Origin of the sequence: Streptomyces sp. NL15-2K (assembly GCF_030551255.1) — a bacterium.
Classification (GTDB): domain Bacteria; phylum Actinomycetota; class Actinomycetes; order Streptomycetales; family Streptomycetaceae; genus Streptomyces.
This window is the reverse complement of record NZ_CP130630.1, coordinates 8,093,041-8,112,218: the sequence shown is the minus strand read 5'-3', so window position 1 is coordinate 8,112,218 and position 19,178 is coordinate 8,093,041. Positions and strand designations below refer to the sequence as shown.

At 70.3% G+C, this 19,178-nt stretch carries 19 protein-coding genes; 7 read left to right on the top strand and 12 right to left on the bottom strand.

Features of this window, described 5'->3' with window-relative positions:
- Positions 1–34 precede the first annotated feature (34 nt).
- Entirely contained in the window at positions 35–721 is a 687-nt protein-coding gene (locus Q4V64_RS36710; RefSeq protein ID WP_124444079.1) for a hypothetical protein, read from the top strand.
- 36 nt (positions 722–757) lie between these two features.
- On the opposite strand, the gene Q4V64_RS36705 is transcribed toward Q4V64_RS36710, so the two are convergent.
- The 7 genes from Q4V64_RS36705 to Q4V64_RS36675 all read right to left on the bottom strand — a co-directional run bounded on the left by Q4V64_RS36705 (position 758) and on the right by Q4V64_RS36675 (position 6,685).
- A complete protein-coding gene (locus tag Q4V64_RS36705; protein ID WP_124444080.1) occupies positions 758–1,111 on the bottom strand; it encodes a hypothetical protein in 354 nt (117 codons plus the stop codon).
- Positions 1,108–1,938, bottom strand: coding sequence for an alpha/beta hydrolase (locus Q4V64_RS36700; RefSeq protein ID WP_124444081.1), 831 nt, complete (start codon positions 1,936–1,938; stop codon positions 1,108–1,110). The genes Q4V64_RS36705 and Q4V64_RS36700 overlap by 4 nt, the downstream gene beginning before the upstream one ends.
- Entirely contained in the window at positions 1,935–3,065 is a 1,131-nt protein-coding gene (locus Q4V64_RS36695) for a beta-ketoacyl synthase N-terminal-like domain-containing protein (protein ID WP_253267329.1), read from the bottom strand. Before Q4V64_RS36695 ends, Q4V64_RS36700 begins: the two co-directional genes overlap by 4 nt.
- A 167-nt stretch (positions 3,066–3,232) precedes the next feature.
- A complete protein-coding gene (locus Q4V64_RS36690; protein WP_124444082.1) occupies positions 3,233–3,994 on the bottom strand; it encodes a helix-turn-helix domain-containing protein in 762 nt (253 codons plus the stop codon).
- Positions 3,991–4,935: an ACP S-malonyltransferase gene (locus Q4V64_RS36685; protein ID WP_124444083.1), complete on the bottom strand. Its 945-nt coding sequence runs from the start codon at positions 4,933–4,935 to the stop codon at positions 3,991–3,993. Before Q4V64_RS36685 ends, Q4V64_RS36690 begins: the two co-directional genes overlap by 4 nt.
- A 189-nt stretch (positions 4,936–5,124) precedes the next feature.
- A complete protein-coding gene (locus tag Q4V64_RS36680; RefSeq protein ID WP_124444084.1) occupies positions 5,125–5,916 on the bottom strand; it encodes a LuxR family transcriptional regulator in 792 nt (263 codons plus the stop codon).
- A gap of 103 nt (positions 5,917–6,019) precedes the next feature.
- Positions 6,020–6,685, bottom strand: coding sequence for a DNA-binding response regulator (locus Q4V64_RS36675; protein ID WP_253267324.1), 666 nt, complete (start codon positions 6,683–6,685; stop codon positions 6,020–6,022).
- Between the two features lie 843 nt (positions 6,686–7,528).
- Here Q4V64_RS36675 and Q4V64_RS36670 point away from each other — a divergent pair.
- From Q4V64_RS36670 to Q4V64_RS36660, 3 genes are read left to right on the top strand one after another with little or no spacing between them, the layout of a single operon-like run.
- A complete protein-coding gene (locus Q4V64_RS36670) occupies positions 7,529–10,312 on the top strand; it encodes a non-ribosomal peptide synthetase (protein ID WP_253267325.1) in 2,784 nt (927 codons plus the stop codon).
- The gene (locus Q4V64_RS36665) at positions 10,306–11,244 is read left to right on the top strand and encodes an NAD(P)-dependent oxidoreductase (RefSeq protein WP_124444087.1); all 939 of its coding nucleotides are present in this window, start codon (positions 10,306–10,308) and stop codon (positions 11,242–11,244) included. Before Q4V64_RS36670 ends, Q4V64_RS36665 begins: the two co-directional genes overlap by 7 nt.
- Positions 11,245–11,255: 11 nt before the next feature.
- A complete protein-coding gene (locus Q4V64_RS36660; protein ID WP_124444088.1) occupies positions 11,256–11,738 on the top strand; it encodes a nuclear transport factor 2 family protein in 483 nt (160 codons plus the stop codon).
- Here the strand turns inward: Q4V64_RS36660 and Q4V64_RS36655 are convergent.
- Positions 11,725–12,696, bottom strand: a complete 972-nt coding sequence (locus Q4V64_RS36655; protein ID WP_253267326.1) for a LysR family transcriptional regulator — start codon at positions 12,694–12,696, stop codon at positions 11,725–11,727. The genes Q4V64_RS36660 and Q4V64_RS36655 overlap by 14 nt on opposite strands.
- A 198-nt stretch (positions 12,697–12,894) precedes the next feature.
- Here Q4V64_RS36655 and Q4V64_RS36650 point away from each other — a divergent pair, with 198 nt between their 5' ends.
- The gene (locus Q4V64_RS36650) at positions 12,895–13,566 is read left to right on the top strand and encodes an NAD(P)H-dependent oxidoreductase (RefSeq protein WP_124444089.1); all 672 of its coding nucleotides are present in this window, start codon (positions 12,895–12,897) and stop codon (positions 13,564–13,566) included.
- A 28-nt stretch (positions 13,567–13,594) separates the two neighbouring features.
- On the opposite strand, the gene Q4V64_RS36645 is transcribed toward Q4V64_RS36650, so the two are convergent.
- Complete coding sequence (locus Q4V64_RS36645; protein WP_124444090.1) at positions 13,595–14,623, bottom strand: polyprenyl synthetase family protein; 1,029 nt, start codon at positions 14,621–14,623, stop codon at positions 13,595–13,597.
- A 293-nt stretch (positions 14,624–14,916) separates the two neighbouring features.
- Between Q4V64_RS36645 and Q4V64_RS36640 the strand changes: the two genes are divergently transcribed.
- Positions 14,917–16,134, top strand: a complete 1,218-nt coding sequence (locus tag Q4V64_RS36640) for an IS30 family transposase (protein WP_348540796.1) — start codon at positions 14,917–14,919, stop codon at positions 16,132–16,134.
- 69 nt (positions 16,135–16,203) lie between these two features.
- Here the strand turns inward: Q4V64_RS36640 and Q4V64_RS36635 are convergent, their stop codons facing one another.
- The gene (locus Q4V64_RS36635) at positions 16,204–16,416 is read right to left on the bottom strand and encodes an EF-hand domain-containing protein (protein WP_124439108.1); all 213 of its coding nucleotides are present in this window, start codon (positions 16,414–16,416) and stop codon (positions 16,204–16,206) included.
- A gap of 176 nt (positions 16,417–16,592) precedes the next feature.
- Between Q4V64_RS36635 and Q4V64_RS36630 the strand changes: the two genes are divergently transcribed.
- Entirely contained in the window at positions 16,593–17,225 is a 633-nt protein-coding gene (locus Q4V64_RS36630) for a GNAT family N-acetyltransferase (protein ID WP_124439127.1), read from the top strand.
- A 6-nt stretch (positions 17,226–17,231) separates the two neighbouring features.
- Here Q4V64_RS36630 and Q4V64_RS36625 read toward each other — a convergent pair whose 3' ends face one another.
- A complete protein-coding gene (locus tag Q4V64_RS36625) occupies positions 17,232–17,843 on the bottom strand; it encodes an ADP-ribosyltransferase (RefSeq protein ID WP_124439109.1) in 612 nt (203 codons plus the stop codon).
- 76 nt (positions 17,844–17,919) lie between these two features.
- Positions 17,920–19,104: a YncE family protein gene (locus Q4V64_RS36620; protein ID WP_253266861.1), complete on the bottom strand. Its 1,185-nt coding sequence runs from the start codon at positions 19,102–19,104 to the stop codon at positions 17,920–17,922.
- Positions 19,105–19,178 lie beyond the last annotated feature (74 nt).

The window sequence follows — 19,178 nt, the reverse complement described above, 5'->3', positions numbered from 1 at the left end:
TGGATAAGTGAAGACCAATGAAAAGGAATTGACGATGCGGTACCCGCGATTCGCCTCTGTCACGTTCGCCGCCGTCGGTCTTGTCTGCGTCCTCGGCGGTACGGCGACCGCCGCGCCCACGCCGACGGCCGGGCAGGACCCCGCGCGGTCGTGCGGCGCGGTGCGGCTCTCCGGATCGCTCCCGGTGCCCCCGGCCGGAATGTCCGTACGGCAGACGATCACCATCGGCGAGGACTGTGAGCTGAAAACGGGCCCCGTGCACCAGGTGCCGGCCTCCGCCGCGGCCGAGTCCCCGGCGCGGGGTATCGCGGCGGCCCCGTCGGCCGGCCGGCAGCTCCGCAGCTGGAACGAGATGTACGACTGCTGCGGCATCCGGATGACCGGCCTGTACTCGACCGCGGACTGGAGCACCGCCGACGGCCGGGTCAGCACGGCCGCCACCACCGCGACCCAGGAGTGGAACCGTGAGCCGTGGAACGCCGGCTGGTCGCTGAAGTCCGCCACCGACAAGCAGGACTGCGCCACCGACTGTGCCGTCGTCAACCACGAGGCGCATGCGGACTTCACGTACCAGGGCATCTTCGACACCTCCGGCGACCGGTACGCCAACACCCACCACTCGTCCGTGCAGCTCGCCGGCGACGGGACCGCCGACTGCGCCTTCGACGTCGAGCTCAAGAACACCTTCATCGGCTGGAACTGGCAGCACGGCTGCGAGTGACCCGGGACGGGCCCTGGCCGGAGGCGGCCGACCGGGTCAGTGCCAGACCACGCGCACGGCGGGGTCGAGGATCCAGCCCGCCACCTCGTCCATGCCGGTGATTCGCGTGCCCGCGCGCAGCGGGGTCTTGTCCAGGCCCCGCTGCGCCAGCGAGAAACGGTCGGCGGCCAGCGTCCCGCCCTCCTTCTGGAATCGGTCGAGATGGGCGTCGCTCTCCGGGACGGCCAGCACCACGCCCTCCTCCACCAGGAAGAACACCACCGACTTCCCCATGATCGCCTGGGTCACGGCATCCTGCCGGAAGCCGTCCGGGTCGCCTTCGAGTCCCCGGCTCTCGACGAGGAGCAGCCACGGGGTGCCGCCGCGGAACGGCTCCCGTTCCTCCGTCACGTCCCCACGGCCTTGCCTTCGACGAGAGGCACACCCATCGCCAGGTCGACGAAGTCGCCGATCTCGGCGGCGAACCGGTCCGCGGCCTCGACCAGGGGGAAGTGTCCGCAGCCGGGTAGCACCCGGGCGACGGCGTCCGGCAGCGCGGCGGCGAGCGCCAGGCTCTCGGCGGGGCGCCCGATACGGTCGTCGGCTCCGCTGACCACCAGGGTCGGCACGTTGATCCGGTCGGTCCGCAGCGCGGGAGTGCGCAGATAGAGCTCGGCGAACCCGAGCCACCCGTACGGGCCCACCTGGTCCCGGGCCCTGCGGGCGAGGGCCCGTTCGGCCGCGCCGCTGAGCCGGCCGGCCGTGTGGGTCCGAACCGCCTCCCCGGAGAACCGCTGGAAGCCGTCGAGGTAGAAGCCGAGGGTGTCCCAGTCGAATTCGGCGGCCCGGCGCCGGTAGAACGGCGAGGCCAGCACCAGGGCGCGGATGCCGAACCGGCGCAGCGCGTCGACCCCGCCCTTGTTCTTCTGGTCGAGCAGGTCGAGCAGCACGAGTGAGGCCACGGAGTGGGCGACCACGATCTCCGCCCGGCCCGGCACCGCCTCCAGCGCCCTGGCCAGCCAGCCTCTGAGGTTCGGCAGCTCGGTCCAGCCGGAGACTGTCTCCGCCCGCCAGGGCAGTTGGGCGGTCCAGATCTCGTAGCGGGCCGGCAGCAGGGCGAGGGTCCGCTCCCAGACGCTCTCGTCCACGATCAGGCCGTGCAGCAGCAGGACTCGGGGACCGGGGCCCTCGGTGCGCCGGCGGACCGAGACGGGCGACGGTGCGGCGGGAGCGTTCATGAGCGCTCGGTTCCTTCCACGATGGCGACGGCGTTGATGCCGCCGAGTCCGAAAGCGTTGAGCTGCGCCACGTTCAGCCGTTGCCCGTCGGCCGCCCTGCCGGTGACGTACCGGAACGGCGACTCCTGCCCGGCCTCGTCCTCGTGGGCGGCGGTCGGCGGTACCCGTCCCTGTGTCAGCGCGCGTATCCCGACGATCAGGTCGATGAGCCCGGAGGCACCGGAGGTCTGCCCCGTCATCGGCTTCACCGCGGTCATCAGCGGGGCCGACGCCGCCTCGCCGAGCACGGCGGCGAGCGCGACGGCCTCCGGCTCCTCGTCGCCGAGGGTCCCGCTGCCGTGCAGCATCACGAGGTCGATGTCGGACGCCTTCACTCCGGCGAGCTGGTGCGCGGAGCGCATGACCGCGGCGATGCCGTCCGGTGAGGGCGCGGTGAGCCGGTGGGCGTCGCAGTTGACGGCCACACCCCGCAGGTGTCCGTGGACCCGGTCCGACCGGCCGTCGGCCCGGCGCAGCACGATCGCGGCGGCGCCGTCCCCCATGGGGACGCACGTGCCGTCCCTGCTGGAGGGGCGGGCCCGTTCGAACAGCCCGTACATGGACTCGGTCAGGACGTCGACACCGGCGACGATCACCGTGTCCAAGGCGTCGTCGCCCTCCTGCCCCAGCAGGTCGGAGGCGAGCGCCAGCGCGTACAGCGAAGCCGAGCAGGCGTTGGAGAAGGTGTGGGTGACCTCGACGTTGAAGCGCTCGCGCAGCGCGGTGCCGAAGTCGAGGCCGGAGTCGGCGAACGGGGATCCGTCCCGCCACCACAGTTCCAAGGTGCGCAACTCCCGCACGCCGGTGCCGACCAGGACCGGAATGCCGCTCAGATCCTCTCCGAGGCCGGCGTCCGCCGCGGCCTGGCCGACGGCGTCCAGCAGCAGCCGGGTGGCCCGACCGGGGACATCCGCTCCCGGTACCGGCCGGTCGTCCACCTCGTAGGCGTAGGGGGCACGGAACCGGGACCGGTCGAAGCCCCGCAGCTCCGCCTCGCCCCGGTGTCCCGCGCACAGGCTCTCGAAGAGTTCGTCGACACCGGATCCGGTGGCCGCCACGGCCCCCATCCCGACGATGGGACGGCTCACCGGCTCGGCACGCAAAGCAGTGGACACACCTATACCCCTTTGTGCGGACGCGTGGACGTTTGGATCGGTCGGTGCCGAAGGCCCGGCAGGGGGCCCGGAGTTCATGCTGTCGCGGGTTCCTCACCCCCGCGACGCGGGTGACGCCTTGCTGCCATCGGTGGCAGGAACTACCGGGCTCGCGGCCGCAGGGCCGTCCCGGATTCCACCAGCACGTCACCGAGTTCGCCGGCCGCGTCGACCACCGAGCCGAGCAGCAGCCGGTTCGGGGTCGCGGGCATGCGGGGCGGCGCTCCGGTCAGAGCGAGGGCGGCCACCACCCGTTTCCCCATGGCGCGTACCGGCACCGCGATCGAGACGGCCCCGGGCACCATCGCGTCGGGGCCGTGCGCCCAGCCGCGACGCCGTACGAGCGAGAGCTGCGCGGCGGTGAAGCGGGCGCTGCGCAGTCCCTCGTACAGCGCCACGGGCTCCTCCCAGGCGAGCAGGATCTGGGCGACCGGGCCCGCCTTGACCGACCGTGCCGTGCCGACCGGCAGGTCCTCACTCCCGTCCGTGACGTCCGGGGAGATGCCGACGCAGATCTGCATGGCACCACGGCGGCGGAAGAGCCGGGCGTCGAGACCGGTCAGTGCCTGCAGGTCCGCGAGGACCGGCGACGCCGCCTTGACCAGTTGGTCACGCTGCACCTCGGCGGCCATGTTGCCGAGCCGCGGGCCGAGGACGAACCGGCCCCTGAAGTCCCGGGCGAGCAGCCCGAGGCTCTCCATGCCGAGGGCGATCCGGTGCACGGTGGGACGCGCGAATCCGCTGCCGGCGACCAGCTCCGCCAGGGACGCCGGGCCCTTCTCCACCAGGTCCAGGAGGGTCGAGGCCTTGTCGAGCACGCCGATCCCGCTGAGCCTTTTCGGCTGCCGGGTCGCGACGCTCATCGTTCGCTCACCGGTCGGGCCAGGACGGCTCCGGGGCCGTCCACGGAGACGACCTCCACCTCCGGGTCGATGCGGCGGACCAGACCGGCCAGGGTTCGCCCGGGGCCGAGTTCGACGAGCCGGCGGCAGCCGAGCGGACCGGTGAGGGTCCGTACGCTCCGTTCCCACAGCACCGGGGAGGTGAGCTGCCGGACGCAGAGCGCCGGCCAGTCGGCGTGGTCCGCGTACGGCACCGCGTCGACGTTGGCCACCACGGGCAGATGCGTGGGGGCGAAGGACGTGTCCCTGAACGCACCGCCGAGCGTTTCGGCGGCGGGGGCCATGTACGGGCTGTGGAAGGCTCCACCGACCCGGAGGCTGATCGTCTTGCCGCCGATCGAGGGGGCGCGTGCCCCGACTTCCCCGATCGCCTCGGGGGAGCCGGAGATCACGGTCTGGCCGGGGGCGTTGACGTTGGCGATCCACACCTCGCCGCCCTCGGTACGGATCTCGCTCACCAGCGTCGCCACCTCGGCGTAAGGCGCCGCCACGACCGCGCCCATCGTGCCTTCGCGGGCCAGCGCCGCCTCGCGCATGGCGCGTCCCCGGGTGGCGACCAGGGCCGCGGCCCGACCGACGGTGAGGGCGCCGGCCGCGACGAGAGCCGTGTACTCGCCGAGGCTGTGTCCCGCGCAGGCGACGACCGGCCCGCCGAGTGCGCCGCCGCGCACCGCTTCGGCGTGCGCGATCAACCCGACGGTGAACACGGCCAGTTGTGCGAGATCGGTGCGCCGAAGATGCTCGCCGGGAGTGTGCAGGAGCAGTTCGGGGAGGTCTTCGCCCGTGGCGGTGGAGATCTCCGCGGTGAGCTCCCAGGACGGGGTGTCACGCCAGGGCTCACCCATTCCCTGCTTCTGTGTTCCCTGCCCGGGAAACACCAGGCCGACCGGTACCTGATTCATGAACCCGCCTTCCGCACGACGCTCATCGAGGGGCACGCAGGGCCGGTCACCCCACTCGGGTGACCGGCCTCGTGCGCCGACGGCTCAACGGGGGGGTACCAGCCGTCGGGGAAGGGTCCGCCGTTCGGACGGCTCCCGTTCCTGACGCCTCATACAACTGGGCCTCGGGATCGGGCGGCAACAGACCTTTCAGGAAAATGCCACCGGGCCGCCGCGCTCGGTGCCCGGCCCGGCCGCAGGTGGCAGCAATCCCAGCTCCGCGGCGCGTGCGCCTGCCTGGAAGCGGGAGTTGGCACCGAGCAGGCTCATGATCTCCGCGACATGGCGCCGGTAGGTGCGGACGGAGATGGTCAGGTCGCGGGCCGCCACCTCGTCCGTGACACCGGCCTGGAGGGCACCGAGAATCTGCCGGGCGAGCGAGGCCCGGTAGCGGTCCCCGAACACCGTGCGCTCGCCGGCGGGCACCGCACGGACCCACACGTTCTCGAAGAGGGTCTGCAGTGTGTTGAGCACCTCCGGCACCCGGATCACCGAGGCCCGGCGGCCGACCGCCGAATCCGCCACCACCAGCGCGGTACTGCCGTCCACGATCATCGCCTGCAGTGGTGGGACCCTGGCGATCCGGATGGCCACCGGGCGGTCCCTGCCGAGTTGTTCGCGCACGTAGTCCTCGTCGAGCATGGCCGGGCTGGACAACAGCCGTACGCCCACGCCCTCGTGCGCGCCGTATATCAGCTCTCGTTCGGTGCGTTCGGACCGTTCGTCGGAACCGAGTCGGCGTGCGTGCACGATGTCGATGCTGTGGGAGGCGCTCAGAATGAGCCGCTGCGCCGCGTCGAGTACGGCGTCGTAGTCGTTTTCGAGGCCGGTGATCAGGCTTTCTTGGTGATTGCGGTCCCTGTGCAGGGCGACCGTCGACTCGATCAGCGCCCGTACCTGGAGCAGGGCGTGCTCCAGCTCGTCGTCTCCCCCGTTGGACACGTCGTCTTCCCCCACCTTGGCTTCTGGCGTGCGGGCCCCGCCGGGCAAACGCCCGCGTCCGGGACGGCTCCGCTCGTACGGCTCTCCTGCTCGGCACCGCGCGCTACTCCGACAGCAGTCCGAACTCCACGGCCCGGACTCCGGCCTGGAAGCGTGAGTTCGCGTCGAGTTCCCGCATGATCTCCGCGACGTAACGCCGGTAGGTCCGCAGGGACACCTTGAGTTCCCGCGCCGCCGTCTCGTCGGTGTTGCCCGCACGCAGCCGCTCCAGGATATTCCGGGCGAGCTCGGTGCGGAGCCGAGGGCTCAACTGCAGGTGGTCGGTGAGCTTGCGGCCGCGGGACCAGGCGCCGGCGAAGAGCAGTTCGAGGGCGCGTACCGCGGCGGCGTCGTTCACGATGGCGGCCTGGCCGCCGGTTTCCTCTCCCCCGCGCACCAGTGCCGCCACGCCGTCGACCACCAGGGTCTCGCGCAGTCCGCTCTCCGAAACCCGGGCCTCCAGCCGGCTGTCGACCAGTCGGGAGAGCGAGGAGTCCGTCGCATCCGGGGTACAGAGGATGCGTACGGCCGCCCGCTCCGGGATGGCGGCCAGCGAACGCACGACGGCGTCGGCGAATTCACCGGTCTCGGTCAGCGCGACGCACACCGTGTGCCGGGTCCGGCCGATGAGCGACTCAAGGGCGTCGCCGATCGGTACACCGCCCGTGCGCGCCACCGGGGTCGGTAACACGAGGCGTTGTCGGTGCAGCAGGACAGTGGAATCGATCAAGGCGCTGGCCTGCAGCAGCGCCTGTTCAAGACCGGCGGAGTGATCGGCTGTCGCCGGCTCCTCCGTCTTTCCCCCTTTATCAACCAATGCGTCCGACATAAGGCTCCCCCTACGGCTCACCGGATTCCCGCTTCCGCATGGTCTGCGCCGGTCACGGGCACCACCTGTTCGCCCCACAAAAATCTGGCAACTACAACTGTTTATTAGTGAATTACCTTCTCGGCCGCGTGGAGCCGACTTGTTTCCCGACAGTAGTTCGAGCAACCAGATTCAGTCTACGGGGCATCATCCTCCGACACCGCTTTGAAGGTGTTGTCAGCAAGCTGCACTCAACCCCCGGAAGCGGCGGTTCTGATTCCTTTTTTCGTGCATTACTGCGAAGTAACATGCACTCAGCGTGGTACCGCTGTCCGCTAGCGGCCATCCGTCCCGCACTTCGGGCAGGTTCCCGCCTAAGTTCACGACGTGACCACGCTTCGGGCACACACCCCACTGGGCGCATCCACACCTCCGGCGTCGCCAGACCTCCATGGAACCCGGTCCGGCACCGGTAAATACCGGACCAATAGCGCAATTCCCCCAGGTCGGCTGGGCGAGCACCGAATGGCACAACCCCTTCGAATCAGCCATCGCTGATCGAAATATTTCGCTTGCCGGTGGCCGCATTGCATAGGCGCTGAACCCGCACGGGACGACCGAACGAATTTTTCTCTACTTCCGCGGGATTCCGTATGAATTGTTGTCGCCGAAACGCGGCCTCCCCCATCGCGGCACGTCCAGTTCTCACCTCGTAGACGCACAGGGCCGCCGGGCCCGACGCGCCATCAGGCAATGGAGACAAACGTGAACACCCCACCTCAGCAGAGCATCACGGATCTTCTAGTGCACGCCGCACGGCACCACTCCGACTCCGGCATCGGCTACTGCCTCGGGGGCGCGGCGGCCGCATTCCAGGAACAGAGCCACCCGGAACTCCTCGACGACGCCCTGCGGGTGCTCGGCGGGCTGCGCGCCCGAGGTCTGCGCCCGCAGGACAAGGTCGTCCTGATCCTGGAGCGGCCCAGGGAGTTCCTCACCGCGTTCTGGGCCGCGGTGCTCGGCGGCTTCGTACCGTGCCCCATGGCGCCGCTGCGCGGCGACCCCGAGCGCTGGGCCGCCCAGCTGACCCACGTCGACGCACTGCTCGACCGGCCGCTGGTCATCACCAGCGAGTCCCTGGGTGCCGAACTGCCCCCGGTGGACGGGCTCGCGGTCGACCTGCTGGACCGGCTGTACACCGCGGATCCGGCTCAGCCGCACACCGCCGCGCCCGAAGACACCGCGCTGCTCGTGCTGACCTCGGGCTCGACCGGCAACTCCAAGGCCGTCATGCTCACTCACGCCAATCTGCTGGCGTCCATGGCCGCGAAGAACGGCCATCACCGGCTCACCGCCGCGGACACGAGCCTGAACTGGGTCTCCTTCGACCATGTGGCCGCTCTCCTGGAATGCCATCTGCTCCCGCTGTCCACCGGCAGCCGCCAGCTGCACGTGGAGCCCTCGGTCGTCCTCGGTGAGCCGCTCGAGTTCCTGCGGCTCGCCTCCCGGCACGGCGTGACCATGACCTTCACCCCCAACTTCCTTCTGGGGCAGCTCAATTCCGCGGCGGAGGAGCTTCACGGCAGCGGAGAACGGCTCGACCTGACCCGGCTGCGGCACATCGTCAGCGGCGGCGAGGCCGTGGTCCGCGCCACCGGCGAAGCCTTCCTCGACCACTTCGCGCCCCACGGACTCGCCCCCGACGCCCTGTGGCCGGCCTTCGGCATGACCGAGACCTGCGCCGGCAGCGTCTACTCCCGCAAGGCCTTCCCCGAGGCGGACCGGGGCCGCGAGTTCGCCTCCCTCGGTACCCCGGTGCGCGGCCTGCGCATCCGGATCGCCGACGCCGACGACCGCGAGCTGCCCGAGGGCGAGGTGGGCGAGCTGCAGCTGACCGGCCCCATGGTCACCCGCGGCTACCACAACAACCCCGCTGCCACGGCGGACGCGTTCACCGCCGACGGCTGGTTCCGCAGCGGCGACCTGGGCCGGATCGAGGCCGGGCGGCTCTCACTGGTCGGCCGCAGCAAGGACAGCGTCATCGTCAATGGCGTCAACTACTTCAGCCACGAGATCGAGACCTCCCTCGAACAGCTGCCCGGCGTGGCCGGCTCCTACGTGGCGGCGTTCCCGACCCGCGCGCCGGGCGCCGACACCGAGCAGCTGGTGATCGCCTTTCACCCGGAGGTCGCCGAGGGCGACGACGCGGCGCTCCACCAGGTGCTCACCGCCGTACGCAGCAGCGTCGTGATGCACTGGGGCTTCAGGCCCTCCGTCATCCTGCCGTTGCCGAAGGACGCCTTCCCCAAGACCAGCCTCGGCAAGATCCAGCGCTCCGTGATGCGCCGGCGCCTGGAGTCCGGCGCGTACGACAGCCCGCAGCGGGCCGTCGCCGACGTCACCCTGCGCATGCTGGGCGGCTACACCCCGCCCGAGGGCGTCACCGAACAGGTCCTGTGCGAGATCTACGCGGAGATCCTCGACGCCGAGCCCGGCACGGTCAGCGCCGGCGCCAACTTCTTCGACCTCGGCGGCACCTCGCTCGACATCCTCCGCCTGCGCAACAAGGTCGCCCAACGCCTCGGCGTCACCGACCTGGAGATCATCACCGTGCTGCGGGCTCCCACCGTCCGGTCGCTCGCCGCGCGGCTCACCGAGCGGACGACATCCGGCATCCCGTCGTACGACCCGGTCGTGCCGATGCAGACCAGCGGCACCAAGACCCCACTGTTCTGCGTCCATCCCGGGGTCGGCGAGGTCCTGGTCTTCGTCAACCTGGCCAAGTACTTCGTGGGCGACCGGCCCTTCTACGCCCTGCGCGCCCGCGGCTTCGACAAGGGCGAGAAGCCCTTCGCCACCTTCGAGCAGATGGTCGACTGCTATGTGGCCGCCGTCCGCGCACGGCAGCCGCACGGCCCGTACGCGATCGCCGGCTACTCCTACGGCGGCGCGGTCGCCTTCGAGATGGCCAAGGTCCTGCGCGCCCAGGGCGAGCGCGTCGACTTCGTCGGCAGTTTCAACCTGCCGCCGCACATCAAGTACCGCATGGACGAACTGGACTTCGCCGAGACCGCGGTCAACCTGGCGTTCTTCCTGGCCCTGATCGACAAGAGGCAGGCCCTGGAACTGCCCGGCCGGCTCCGCGGTCTGCCCGTGGAGGAGCAGATCGTACGCCTCATGGACCTCGCCCCGGCCGACCGGCTCGCCGAACTCGACCTGGACGGCGAGAAGTTCGGAAACTGGGCGGAGCTCGCCAACACGCTCACGGACCTGGGCCGCTCCTACCGGCCGAGCGGCACGGTCCCGTCGATGAGCGTCTTCTACGCGATCCCCCTGCGCGGCACCAAGCAGGACTGGCTCGACAACGAGCTGCGCCGCTGGGACGAGCACACCACCGGACCCAACCGCTACATCGAGGTTCCCGGCGAGCACTACACGCTGATGAGCCCGCGGCACGTGGCGTCCTTCCAGGCGATCCTGCGCCGGGAGCTCGACCGCGCCCTGGCCGACGCCGACCACAACACCACCGAGACGGAGAGATCATGCTGAAGGGGAAGAAAATCCTGGTCACCGGCGGCACCGGACAGGTCGCCCGGCCGGTCGCGGAAGCCCTCGCCGAGCACAACGACGTCTGGTGCCTGGGCAGGTTCGGCACCCCGGGCGTCGAGCGCGCGCTCAACGAGAAGTCCGTCACCACCTGGCACTGGGACATGGAGGACCTCTCGCCGGACACGCTCAAAGGCCTGCCCGAGGACTTCACCCACATCATCCACTCGGCGGTGCGCCGCGGCGACGACGGGGACTTCAACGCCACGGCCGAGGTCAACGCGGTGGCGACCGGCCGTCTCATGACGCACTGCCGCACCGCCGAGGCGTTTCTGTACGTGTCCACCGGCGCCCTGTACGCGCGGCAGACCCTCGACCACGCGTACACCGAGGACGACCCGGTCGACGGGGTCGCCGACTGGCTGCCCGCCTACCCCGTCGGAAAGATCGCGACCGAGGGCGCGGTGCGCGCCTTCAGCCAGGTACTCGGTCTGCCCGCGACGATCGCGCGGCTCAACATCGCGTACGGACCCGGCGGCTACGGCGGCGTACCGATGCTGTACTTCAAGCGGATGCTCGCGGGCGAGGCGATCGCCGTGCCGGTGAACGGCCAGAACTGGTGCTCACCGCTGCACACCGACGACCTCGTGGCCCAGGTCCCTCATCTGTGGCGGGCCGCGGCGACCCCGGCGACACTGGTCAACTGGGGCGGCGACGAACCGGTCGGCATCACCGACTGCGTCGAGTTCATGTCCGAACTGACAGGTGTCGAGGCCAGGTTGGTGCCGAGCGAGGTCACCCGGGAGACCTACCGGTTCGACCCGACGCGACGCCGCGCGCTGACCGGCCCCTGCACGGTCTCCTGGCAGGACGGCGTCCGCCGCACCCTCGAGGCCCACTTCCCCCAGTACGTCCGCCGGCCGGCCCACCGCTGAGGAGACCGACGATGCCCGTGTCCGACAACCTCTCGCAGGCGCGCCCCACCGAGGCCCAGGAGCCGGCGCGTTCCGCCGACACCTCTCCCCCTTCGCGCGACTCGCCCAACCTTGAGCTGATCCGAGCCGCCTACCAAGCCTTCCACCGCCGTGACGTGGAGGCCCTCCTCGGCGTCCTGGCACCGGACGTGCGCTGGGTCCACCCCGACGGCATGTCCGCCTACGACCTGGGCGGGACCAAGAACGGCCACGCCGGTGTCAGGAACTTCCTGTCCCGTGTGCCCACCGTGCTCAACGGGATGCGGCTCGAACCGCAGGAGTTCGTGGCGTCGGGCGATCGTGTCGTGGTGTTCGGCGTACGCCACGTGACGTCCGTGCGCGGCCGCACCGAGCGGTTGAAGTTCGTCCACTCGTGGACGCTGCGCGACGGCAAGGCCACCGTCATGGAGGACATCTTCGACACCGTCGTCTTCCACCGGCTCATCGAGAGCTGACCGGGCCCCCCTCGATGGCCGGCGTCGTGACACCGCGCCCTGAGCGAGTCCTCGGCTGCCGGCGGACCTCCGAGAGGGTCACCGCCACGCCGGGGCTCGACAGGGCGCCCCGGCGCACGACGAGGGACACGTGCCGGATCAGCTCGGGGCCGTCGAGGGCGATCCTGCGGACCGGAAAGCCGGGCCTGTCGGGCACCAGATCCGGCACCAGGGAGACCCCCCAGCCGAGGGCGACCAGGCCGAGGGTGGCCTGCAGATCGGAGGTGCGGGCCACCACGTCGGGGACGAAACCCGCCCCGGCGCAGACGTGCAGGGCAAGTCTGCCGAGACCGGAGTGCGGATCGAGAACCCAGGAGCGGTCGGCGTAGTCGGCGAGCGTGGCCGGCAGCGGGTCGTGGCTCCGGTCACCGCCGGGCCCCTGCTCCGGGGCGGTGACCAGGCGGACCCGATCGTCGGCCACCGGCTCCTCGTACAGTCCCGGCGTCAGCGGCTCGGGGACGCCGTCGTAGCCCACCGCGATGGCCAGGTCCACCTGTCCGAGCCGGACCGCCTCCCGGCTGCTGCCCGCGGTGATGCTCTGCAGCGTGATCCTGAGCTCGGGATGTGCCTCGCGGACCCGGGTCAGCGCGGGCACCAGCAGCGCGGGGCCCTCGTGGAACGGCACGCCCACCCGCAGCTCTCCGCAGACCCGGCCGGTCGCGGCCAGCAGGTCGGACTCCGCCGTCTCCAGGCCGGCGAGGATGTGCTCGGTGTGCTCGACGAGGAGCCGCCCGGCCGCCGTGAGGGCGGCTCGCTTGCTGCGCCGGTCCAGCAACTGCGCGCCCGTCTCCGCCTCCAGGGCGGACAGCTGTTGCGACACCGCCGAGCGCGTGTAGTTGAGGGCTTCGGCCGCCGCGGCTATCGATCCGCGCGCCTGCACCTCCCGCAGCAGCACCAGTTTCCGTATGTCGAGCACCATTCGTACCGTCTGTTCCCCTAACGCCGACCGTCGCCGACTTTTACGCAAGCGATGAGGCCACGAGGCGAATTGACCGATTGAATGATGTCCCGCGCACCGCCGCCCCACGGAAGAGTTCGAAGGATCGAAAAGCTCGAAGAGTTCACAGAGCCTGGAGAGATCGAAGAGATCGAAGAGACCGAAGAGAGGTCGCCCGGTATGCCCACTCTGCTCCATCTCGACTGTAGCGCCCGGCCCGAGTCCGTCTCCCGGCAGATCTCCGCGGAGTTCGCCACAGCCTGGCGCTCGGCCCACCCGGACGGCAGGGTCGTCCACCGTGACCTGACGGCCACTCCCGCCCGCCACGTCGACGCGGCCCACATCGAGCTGGTCACCCGGCTCGAGACGGCGGGCACGGTCGACCTGGACGAGGCGCGTGGGGTGGCACGGAACGCCACGGAGCGCAGGAGCTGGCGGCACAGCTGGGAGATGATCGACGAGCTCCTGGCCTGTGATGTCCTGTTGATCGGGCTGCCGATGTACAACTTCTCCGTCCCCTCCACTTTCAAGGCGTGGTTCGACCGGGTCGCCATCCCGCCGCTGATCGTGGACTCGCGGACCGGCAAGGGTCCGTTGTCCGGGCTGCGGACCGTGGTCGCCACGGCGCGCGGCGGGAGTTACGGACCTGGCTCGCCGCGCCACGGGGACGATTTCCAGGAGCCCTATCTGCGGGCCGCGTTCCGCATGGTGGGACTCGCCGACGATCTGCAGTTCCTGCATGCCGAGATGACGAAGTCCGGCTATGTTCCCCAGCTGGCCTCTTACCGGAAGACCGCCATCGACTCGCTCAGGCAGGCGGTGGAACGCGCCCGCGAGATCGCGCGCGACTGACCCGCGACGTCCCGGCCGTCCCCGACGGCTATGCGGTACGGGTCGCCACGAAGTCGCAGAGCGCGTCGAGGACCCGCCGCGGCGGGCCCGACGGCAGCGCGGCCAGCGTCGCCCGCGCTCTGGCCAGCCGCCCGTCCATGAGCGTCCGGGCCCGGCCCATCGCATCGGACCGCTGGAGCAGAGCGAGCGCCCTCAGGTGCCGCTCCCCGCGCAGCCCTCCGGGATCGGACAGCAGGGCGCGCAGTTCGCCGTCCTCGGACCGCACGTCGTCGAGCACCAGCAGGACGGGCAGGCCCGCCACTCCGACCGCGAGGTCCTTGCCCTGCTCCTTGCCGAGCTCCGCGGAGGGCGAGGTGATGTCGAGCAGGTCGTCGGATATCTGGAAGGCCACACCCAGGTGTTCGCCGTACTCCGCGAGTGCCTCCCCCACGCGAGCGGGCGCGCCCGCCTGGACCGCGCCGAGCCGCAGGGAGAGGGAGATCAACGAGGCCGACTTGTCGGAGATCACGCCGTAGTAGTGGGAGAGGCGCTCCTCGGGGAGGTCCGGGCCGACCAGTTCCCGTATCTGGCCCCGCACGAGGCGTTCCGAGGCCTCGGCCTGGAGCGGGATCGCCGCGGACGTCAGTCCGGCCGACAGCTGGGCGGCCTTGGCGAGCAGCCAGTTGCCCGACCTGACGGCGACGATGTTGCCCCAGCGGGCGTTGACGCTGGTGACCCCGTGGCGGACGAGGCCCTCGTCCATGACGTCGTCGTGGTGGAGCGAAGCCGTGTGGATGAGTTCGGACACCACGGCCGCCTCGACGACGCCGGCGGTCCGTAAATCGCCGAACTCGGCACCGAGCAGAGTGAGCAGCGGCCGCAGCCGCTTGCCGCCCGCACCGATCAGGTGGCCGACGATCTCGGCCAGACGCGGGTCGTCCGCCTCGCGCGCGCACTCGAGCAGCCGGGTCTCCACCTGCTCCAGGCGCCTGAGCATGCGGCGTTCCAAGAGACTATCCCGCAGGGCGAGCCGAGTGATGATCGACCGGCCTCGCACCCTCGCAGTCAGCGCGGACATCCGCTTCCCCTCCAGGTCGTGGCCCTCGGCCGACGGCTTTCCAGACCGGAGCCTAGGAACGTGCCGCCGTGCCACGACACGAATTCCGGGGCATCTGTCCGCAATCGGACACCGGCGAAGCAGGACAGGACGGCTGTCCGACAGAGGGCTCACCCGACTGGCAGCAAGCTGCCAGAGGAGTGTCGTGGTCGGACGAGCCGGACCGCATGGCAACCGGACCGCATGACAAAGGGGCGCCCGCCGGAAACCTTGGGTTCTAGGAGTCGTTGCAACACCCCAGTTCAAGGGGTGCGATGGACTTCGAGATCCGTAAGGACCGGGAGAGGCCTCAGGGCAGGAAGAAGCTCGCCAGGGAGCGGGAGGCATACTCCCGGCTCATGCAGCAGGGTGTGAGCAACCGGGAAGCGTGCCGGATCGTCGGGATCGACCGCCGGACCGGCCAGAAGTGGCGCAACGGTCGTCAGGCATACGGTAACCGGAAGGCGCTGCCACCGATCAACGCGGTGGCAGCGCCCTGCGGGCCGTCCCGGTACCTGCGCGAGGAAGACCGCATTCACATCGCCGACCGGCTGCGGGAGAAGGCGACCGTGCGGGCGATAGCCGCGGAGCTGGGCCGCAGCCCGTCGACGGTCAGCCGGGAGATCCGCCGCAACCGTCACCCGACGGGCGGCCAGTACCGCCCGCACGCGGCCCAGGCCCGTGCCGATGCCCGCCGGCCCCGTCCGAAGCCCGGGAAGATCGGCCAGAACCCGCAGCTGCGCAACTTCATCCAGGACCACCTGGACCTACGGTGGAGCCCGGAGCAGATCTGTCAGGCTCTGCGGGCACGGTTTCCCCAGCGGCCGGAGATGCACGTGGTCCACGAGACGGTCTACCAGGCCCTCTACGTCCAGGGCCGGGGTGAGCTGCGCCGCGAACTGGCCCGCGCCCTGCGCACCGGACGCGCCCGGCGCAGACCTCGCCGCCAGGCCCAGCAGCGCCGGCCCCGGTTCGCCACCCCGATGGTCATGATCAGCGAGCGTCCGGCCGAAGCCGAGGACCGGGCGGTCCCCGGGCACTGGGAGGGCGATCTCATCATCGGCAAGGACGGAAAGTCGGCGATCGGTACCCTGGTCGAGCGGGCCACCCGCTACGTCATGCTCCTGCATCTGCCCGGCGACCACGGCGCCGAGAGCGTTCGCGACGCGCTGGTCACCACGGTCCGGACCCTGCCGTCCCACCTGCGACGGTCCCTGACGTGGGACCAGGGCTCGGAAATGGGCAGCCACGGCGCGTTCACCATCGCCACCGACGTCCCGGTCTACTTCTGCGATCCGGCCAGCCCCTGGCAGCGCGGCTCGAACGAGAACACCAACGGCCTGCTCCGGCAGTACTTCCCCAAGGGCACCGACCTCGCCGTCCACACCCGCGAGCACCTCGACGCCGTCGCCGCCGAGCTGAACGGCCGCCCACGCAAAACGCTCGGCCGGGAAACCCCAGCCGAGCGCCTGCATAAACTGCTCACCGCCTGATCAACACAACCACGTGTTGCGACGACACCTAGAAACCGCCAACCCGGTCGGGCGCCCCTTTCAGGTGCGTCACTTGTTCAGGAACGTCCAGAACTCGTCGAACGACATCAGCTTGTCGCCGTCGAGGTCGCGGGAGGCGATGATCGCCTCGGCCACGGACTCGGTGACGTTCCAGTCGCCCCCCTGAGCCAGGGCGGTCTTGAACTCGGCGGGGGTGATGAGGCCGTCACCGTCCGCGTCGATCCGTTCGAACTGCTTACGTGCTTCCTCGATGTCCGCCACCGATCCGCCCCTTTTTGTCTCGTGTTGCTGTGTTGCTCGCGCCTGGTCGGCTTCCTGACGAAGGTCAGATTAGCTGCCCGCCTTCGCCTCCAGTGCGGCGACCACCCGGCCGAACTCCTCGTCTGCGAGTGTGGGTCTTCCAGTGGGTGGAGACTCAAGGAGCGGGCGCCTTGCTGATGGACACACTGCGGGACATCCTCGGCGCGGCGGCCCGGGGCGTCTTCCCGCCGGCGGACGGCGCCACGACCGTCGTACCCCAGCACTCCCCTCGCGACGCCGGGGTCTTCGCCTTCACCGCGCACTCCGTGGTCTGCACGGACGAGGATCCGGCGTGGGTGTACGAGACCCTGCGCGCCGTCGACTGCGACGCCCTCGCCGCGACCATGAACGCGCGGTTCCTCGCGGCGCTCATGGACCGTACGGGGCGCCGGAGCGACACGATCGACGTGATGACGGTGGGCGCGCCGCTGCCGGGCGAGCCGCCGCTCGCGCTGCGGGAGATCGACGATCCCGCGCACCCGAGGGTCGTGAGTTCCCGTGAGCGGCGCGACGACGTGCGGGTGTGGACCACGGACGGCGGTGTGCTCGTCCTCGGGCGCGGAGTCGCCGGGCGGCTGGAGGTCGCGGTCGAGGTGGCCGAGGACGTACGGCAGCGGCGGCTCGGGCGTGCGCTGGTGCACGCGGCGCGGCACCTGACCGGGGGCGAGCCGGTGTGGGCCCAGGTGTCGGCGGGGAACGCCCGCAGTCTGCGGGCGTTCCAGGCGGCCGGTTATCTGCCGGTGGGGTCGGAGGTGTTGCTCAGCGCCTGAGGGGCGTCAGTGCCAGGGCTTGTAGTGCGGGTTGCTCCGGCAGTCGCTCATGATCTCGACCTTGGTCTTCTTGTCCACCGGGCAGACCCCGATGATGTACTGCCGCGCGATGCCGCCGGGGAAGGCGACCTCGACCTGGTCGGCCCATTTGTGGGTGTCGCCGATGGTCTTGTTGACGTCCACGCCGCCGGGGGCGTCGATGTAGTAGTTGTAGCCGGACTTCCACCACGTCTTGTACAGATCGTGGTCGTAGGACGTCGACACGTACGGCGAGGGCTGGTTGACCAGGACGTACTTCTCGAGGTCGTACTGGCCGCCCTCGACGTCCTTCGGGTAGAAGCCCTGTTCGAAGACGATGTCCGGGCCGCGGCCGTCGCTGCGGTAGAGGGTGCCGCAGGTGTTGCGCCACACCGGCTTGGGAGTGATGCGGCGAACGTCGACCCGGCGGTCGGCGGCGGCCGCGACCGGGTCGGCGAACTGGGGGCAGGCGGGGGCGGCCTTGGCGGGAGCCGTCGTGGGAGCGGTCTCGGCGGGGGCCGTGGCGGCCGTGGTGGCGAGGACGGCGGCCAGGGACAGGACGGCGGCGGCGGCGCGCCGCCGCAGGCGAGTGGTGATCATGGGGAGCACGATCCCGTGTGTACGGCGCCGGGTCGGGGATCGTCACTCGTGCGGCGGCGTGTCAACTGACCTGATGTCAGCGGAAGATGCCGGTGTGGCCGAGGGAGTACCGGCCCGGCTGCGGATAGACGGCCAAGCCGTGCGGGCCGCTGCCGACGGGGATGCGGGCGAGCTGGGTGCCGGTGCGGGTGTCGATGGCGTACACCTCGGCGTCGTAACGCCCCGACAGCCACAGGACCTTTCCGTCGGCCGAGACACCGCCCATGTCGGGGCTGCCGCCGTCGGGCAGGTGCCATTTCTTGGTGAGCTTGTTCCGGGTGAAGTCGAAGACGGAGACGGAGCCTTCACCGCGGTTGGAGACGTACATCTCGCGCGAGTCGCGGCTGACGTAGAGGCCGTGGCAACCCTTGCCGGTGGGCAGGAGCTTCGGCGTGTCGAACTTGTCGCCGTCGAGGACCCACATGCCGTGGGCCGTCATGTCGGCGACGTAGAACCTCTTGCCGTCCGGGGAGATCTTGACGTCCTGCGGCATGGCGCCGTCGAACGGCAGCTTCTGCTGTCCCACGACCTTCATCTTCTCGGTGTCGACCTTCAGCAGTTCGCCGCTGAACTCGCAGGAGACGATGAAGTACCGGCCGTCGAGGGAGAAATCGGCGTGGTTGACGCCGTAGCAGGTGACCGGTTCCGTCTTGATCCGCTTCATGGTGTGCGGGTCACGGAAGACGAGTTCGCGGTCGAGGGAGGCCATGACGACGGCGTGCTTGCCGTTGGGCGTGAAGTAGAGGTTGTAGGGGTCGTGCACCTCCACCTCCTTGCCCGCCTTGCCCGTCTTCGGGTCGATGGGGGTGAGGGTGTGCCCGCGGTTGTTGTTGACCCAGAGGGTCTTCAGGTCCCAGGAGGGCACGACGTGCTGGGGCTGACGGCCGACGGGGATGGTCTCGATGATCTTGTACGTCTTCGGGTCGATGACGGAGACCGTGTCGGACTCGGTGTTGGGGACGTAGACCCGGGACGGGAAGTCCTTGACCACCGGGGAGAGCTTGTTCGGACGGTCGGCCGCGTACACGTCCTTCGGGTCGAGGACGGGTGGCATGCCGGGCAGGCCCTGGACGGTCTCCTTCTTCGGCGGGGCGGGTACGGCGGCCTTGGTGCCGCGGCCTTCGGTGGCGCGGTCCCTGGTCTCGGTCCCGCAGGCGGCGAGGGCGAGGGCGGTGAGGACGGCTCCCGTGAGGAGGGCCGTCCGGCGGTCAGTCGTGGTCACCCGCACCATTTAAGGCGGGTTGCGGGGGAAAACGGGTGATTCATCCGATTGACGGACCGGTCAGGGTCGCGGAC

Excerpts from the sequence above, each read along its gene's own strand:
- Q4V64_RS36625 (WP_124439109.1), bottom strand. The coding sequence starts at position 17,843 with ATGATCACCACTCGCCTGCGGCGGCGCGCCGCCGCCGCCGTCCTGTCC.
- Q4V64_RS36660 (WP_124444088.1), top strand. The coding sequence starts at position 11,256 with ATGCCCGTGTCCGACAACCTCTCGCAGGCGCGCCCCACCGAGGCCCAG.
- Q4V64_RS36650 (WP_124444089.1), top strand. The coding sequence starts at position 12,895 with ATGCCCACTCTGCTCCATCTCGACTGTAGCGCCCGGCCCGAGTCCGTC.
- Q4V64_RS36645 (WP_124444090.1), bottom strand. The coding sequence starts at position 14,623 with ATGTCCGCGCTGACTGCGAGGGTGCGAGGCCGGTCGATCATCACTCGG.
- Q4V64_RS36630 (WP_124439127.1), top strand. The coding sequence starts at position 16,593 with ATGGACACACTGCGGGACATCCTCGGCGCGGCGGCCCGGGGCGTCTTC.
- Q4V64_RS36685 (WP_124444083.1), bottom strand. The coding sequence starts at position 4,935 with ATGAATCAGGTACCGGTCGGCCTGGTGTTTCCCGGGCAGGGAACACAG.
- Q4V64_RS36690 (WP_124444082.1), bottom strand. The coding sequence starts at position 3,994 with ATGAGCGTCGCGACCCGGCAGCCGAAAAGGCTCAGCGGGATCGGCGTG.
- Q4V64_RS36655 (WP_253267326.1), bottom strand. The coding sequence starts at position 12,696 with ATGGTGCTCGACATACGGAAACTGGTGCTGCTGCGGGAGGTGCAGGCG.
- Q4V64_RS36665 (WP_124444087.1), top strand. The coding sequence starts at position 10,306 with ATGCTGAAGGGGAAGAAAATCCTGGTCACCGGCGGCACCGGACAGGTC.
- Q4V64_RS36700 (WP_124444081.1), bottom strand. The coding sequence starts at position 1,938 with ATGAACGCTCCCGCCGCACCGTCGCCCGTCTCGGTCCGCCGGCGCACC.
- Q4V64_RS36640 (WP_348540796.1), top strand. The coding sequence starts at position 14,917 with ATGGACTTCGAGATCCGTAAGGACCGGGAGAGGCCTCAGGGCAGGAAG.
- Q4V64_RS36710 (WP_124444079.1), top strand. The coding sequence starts at position 35 with ATGCGGTACCCGCGATTCGCCTCTGTCACGTTCGCCGCCGTCGGTCTT.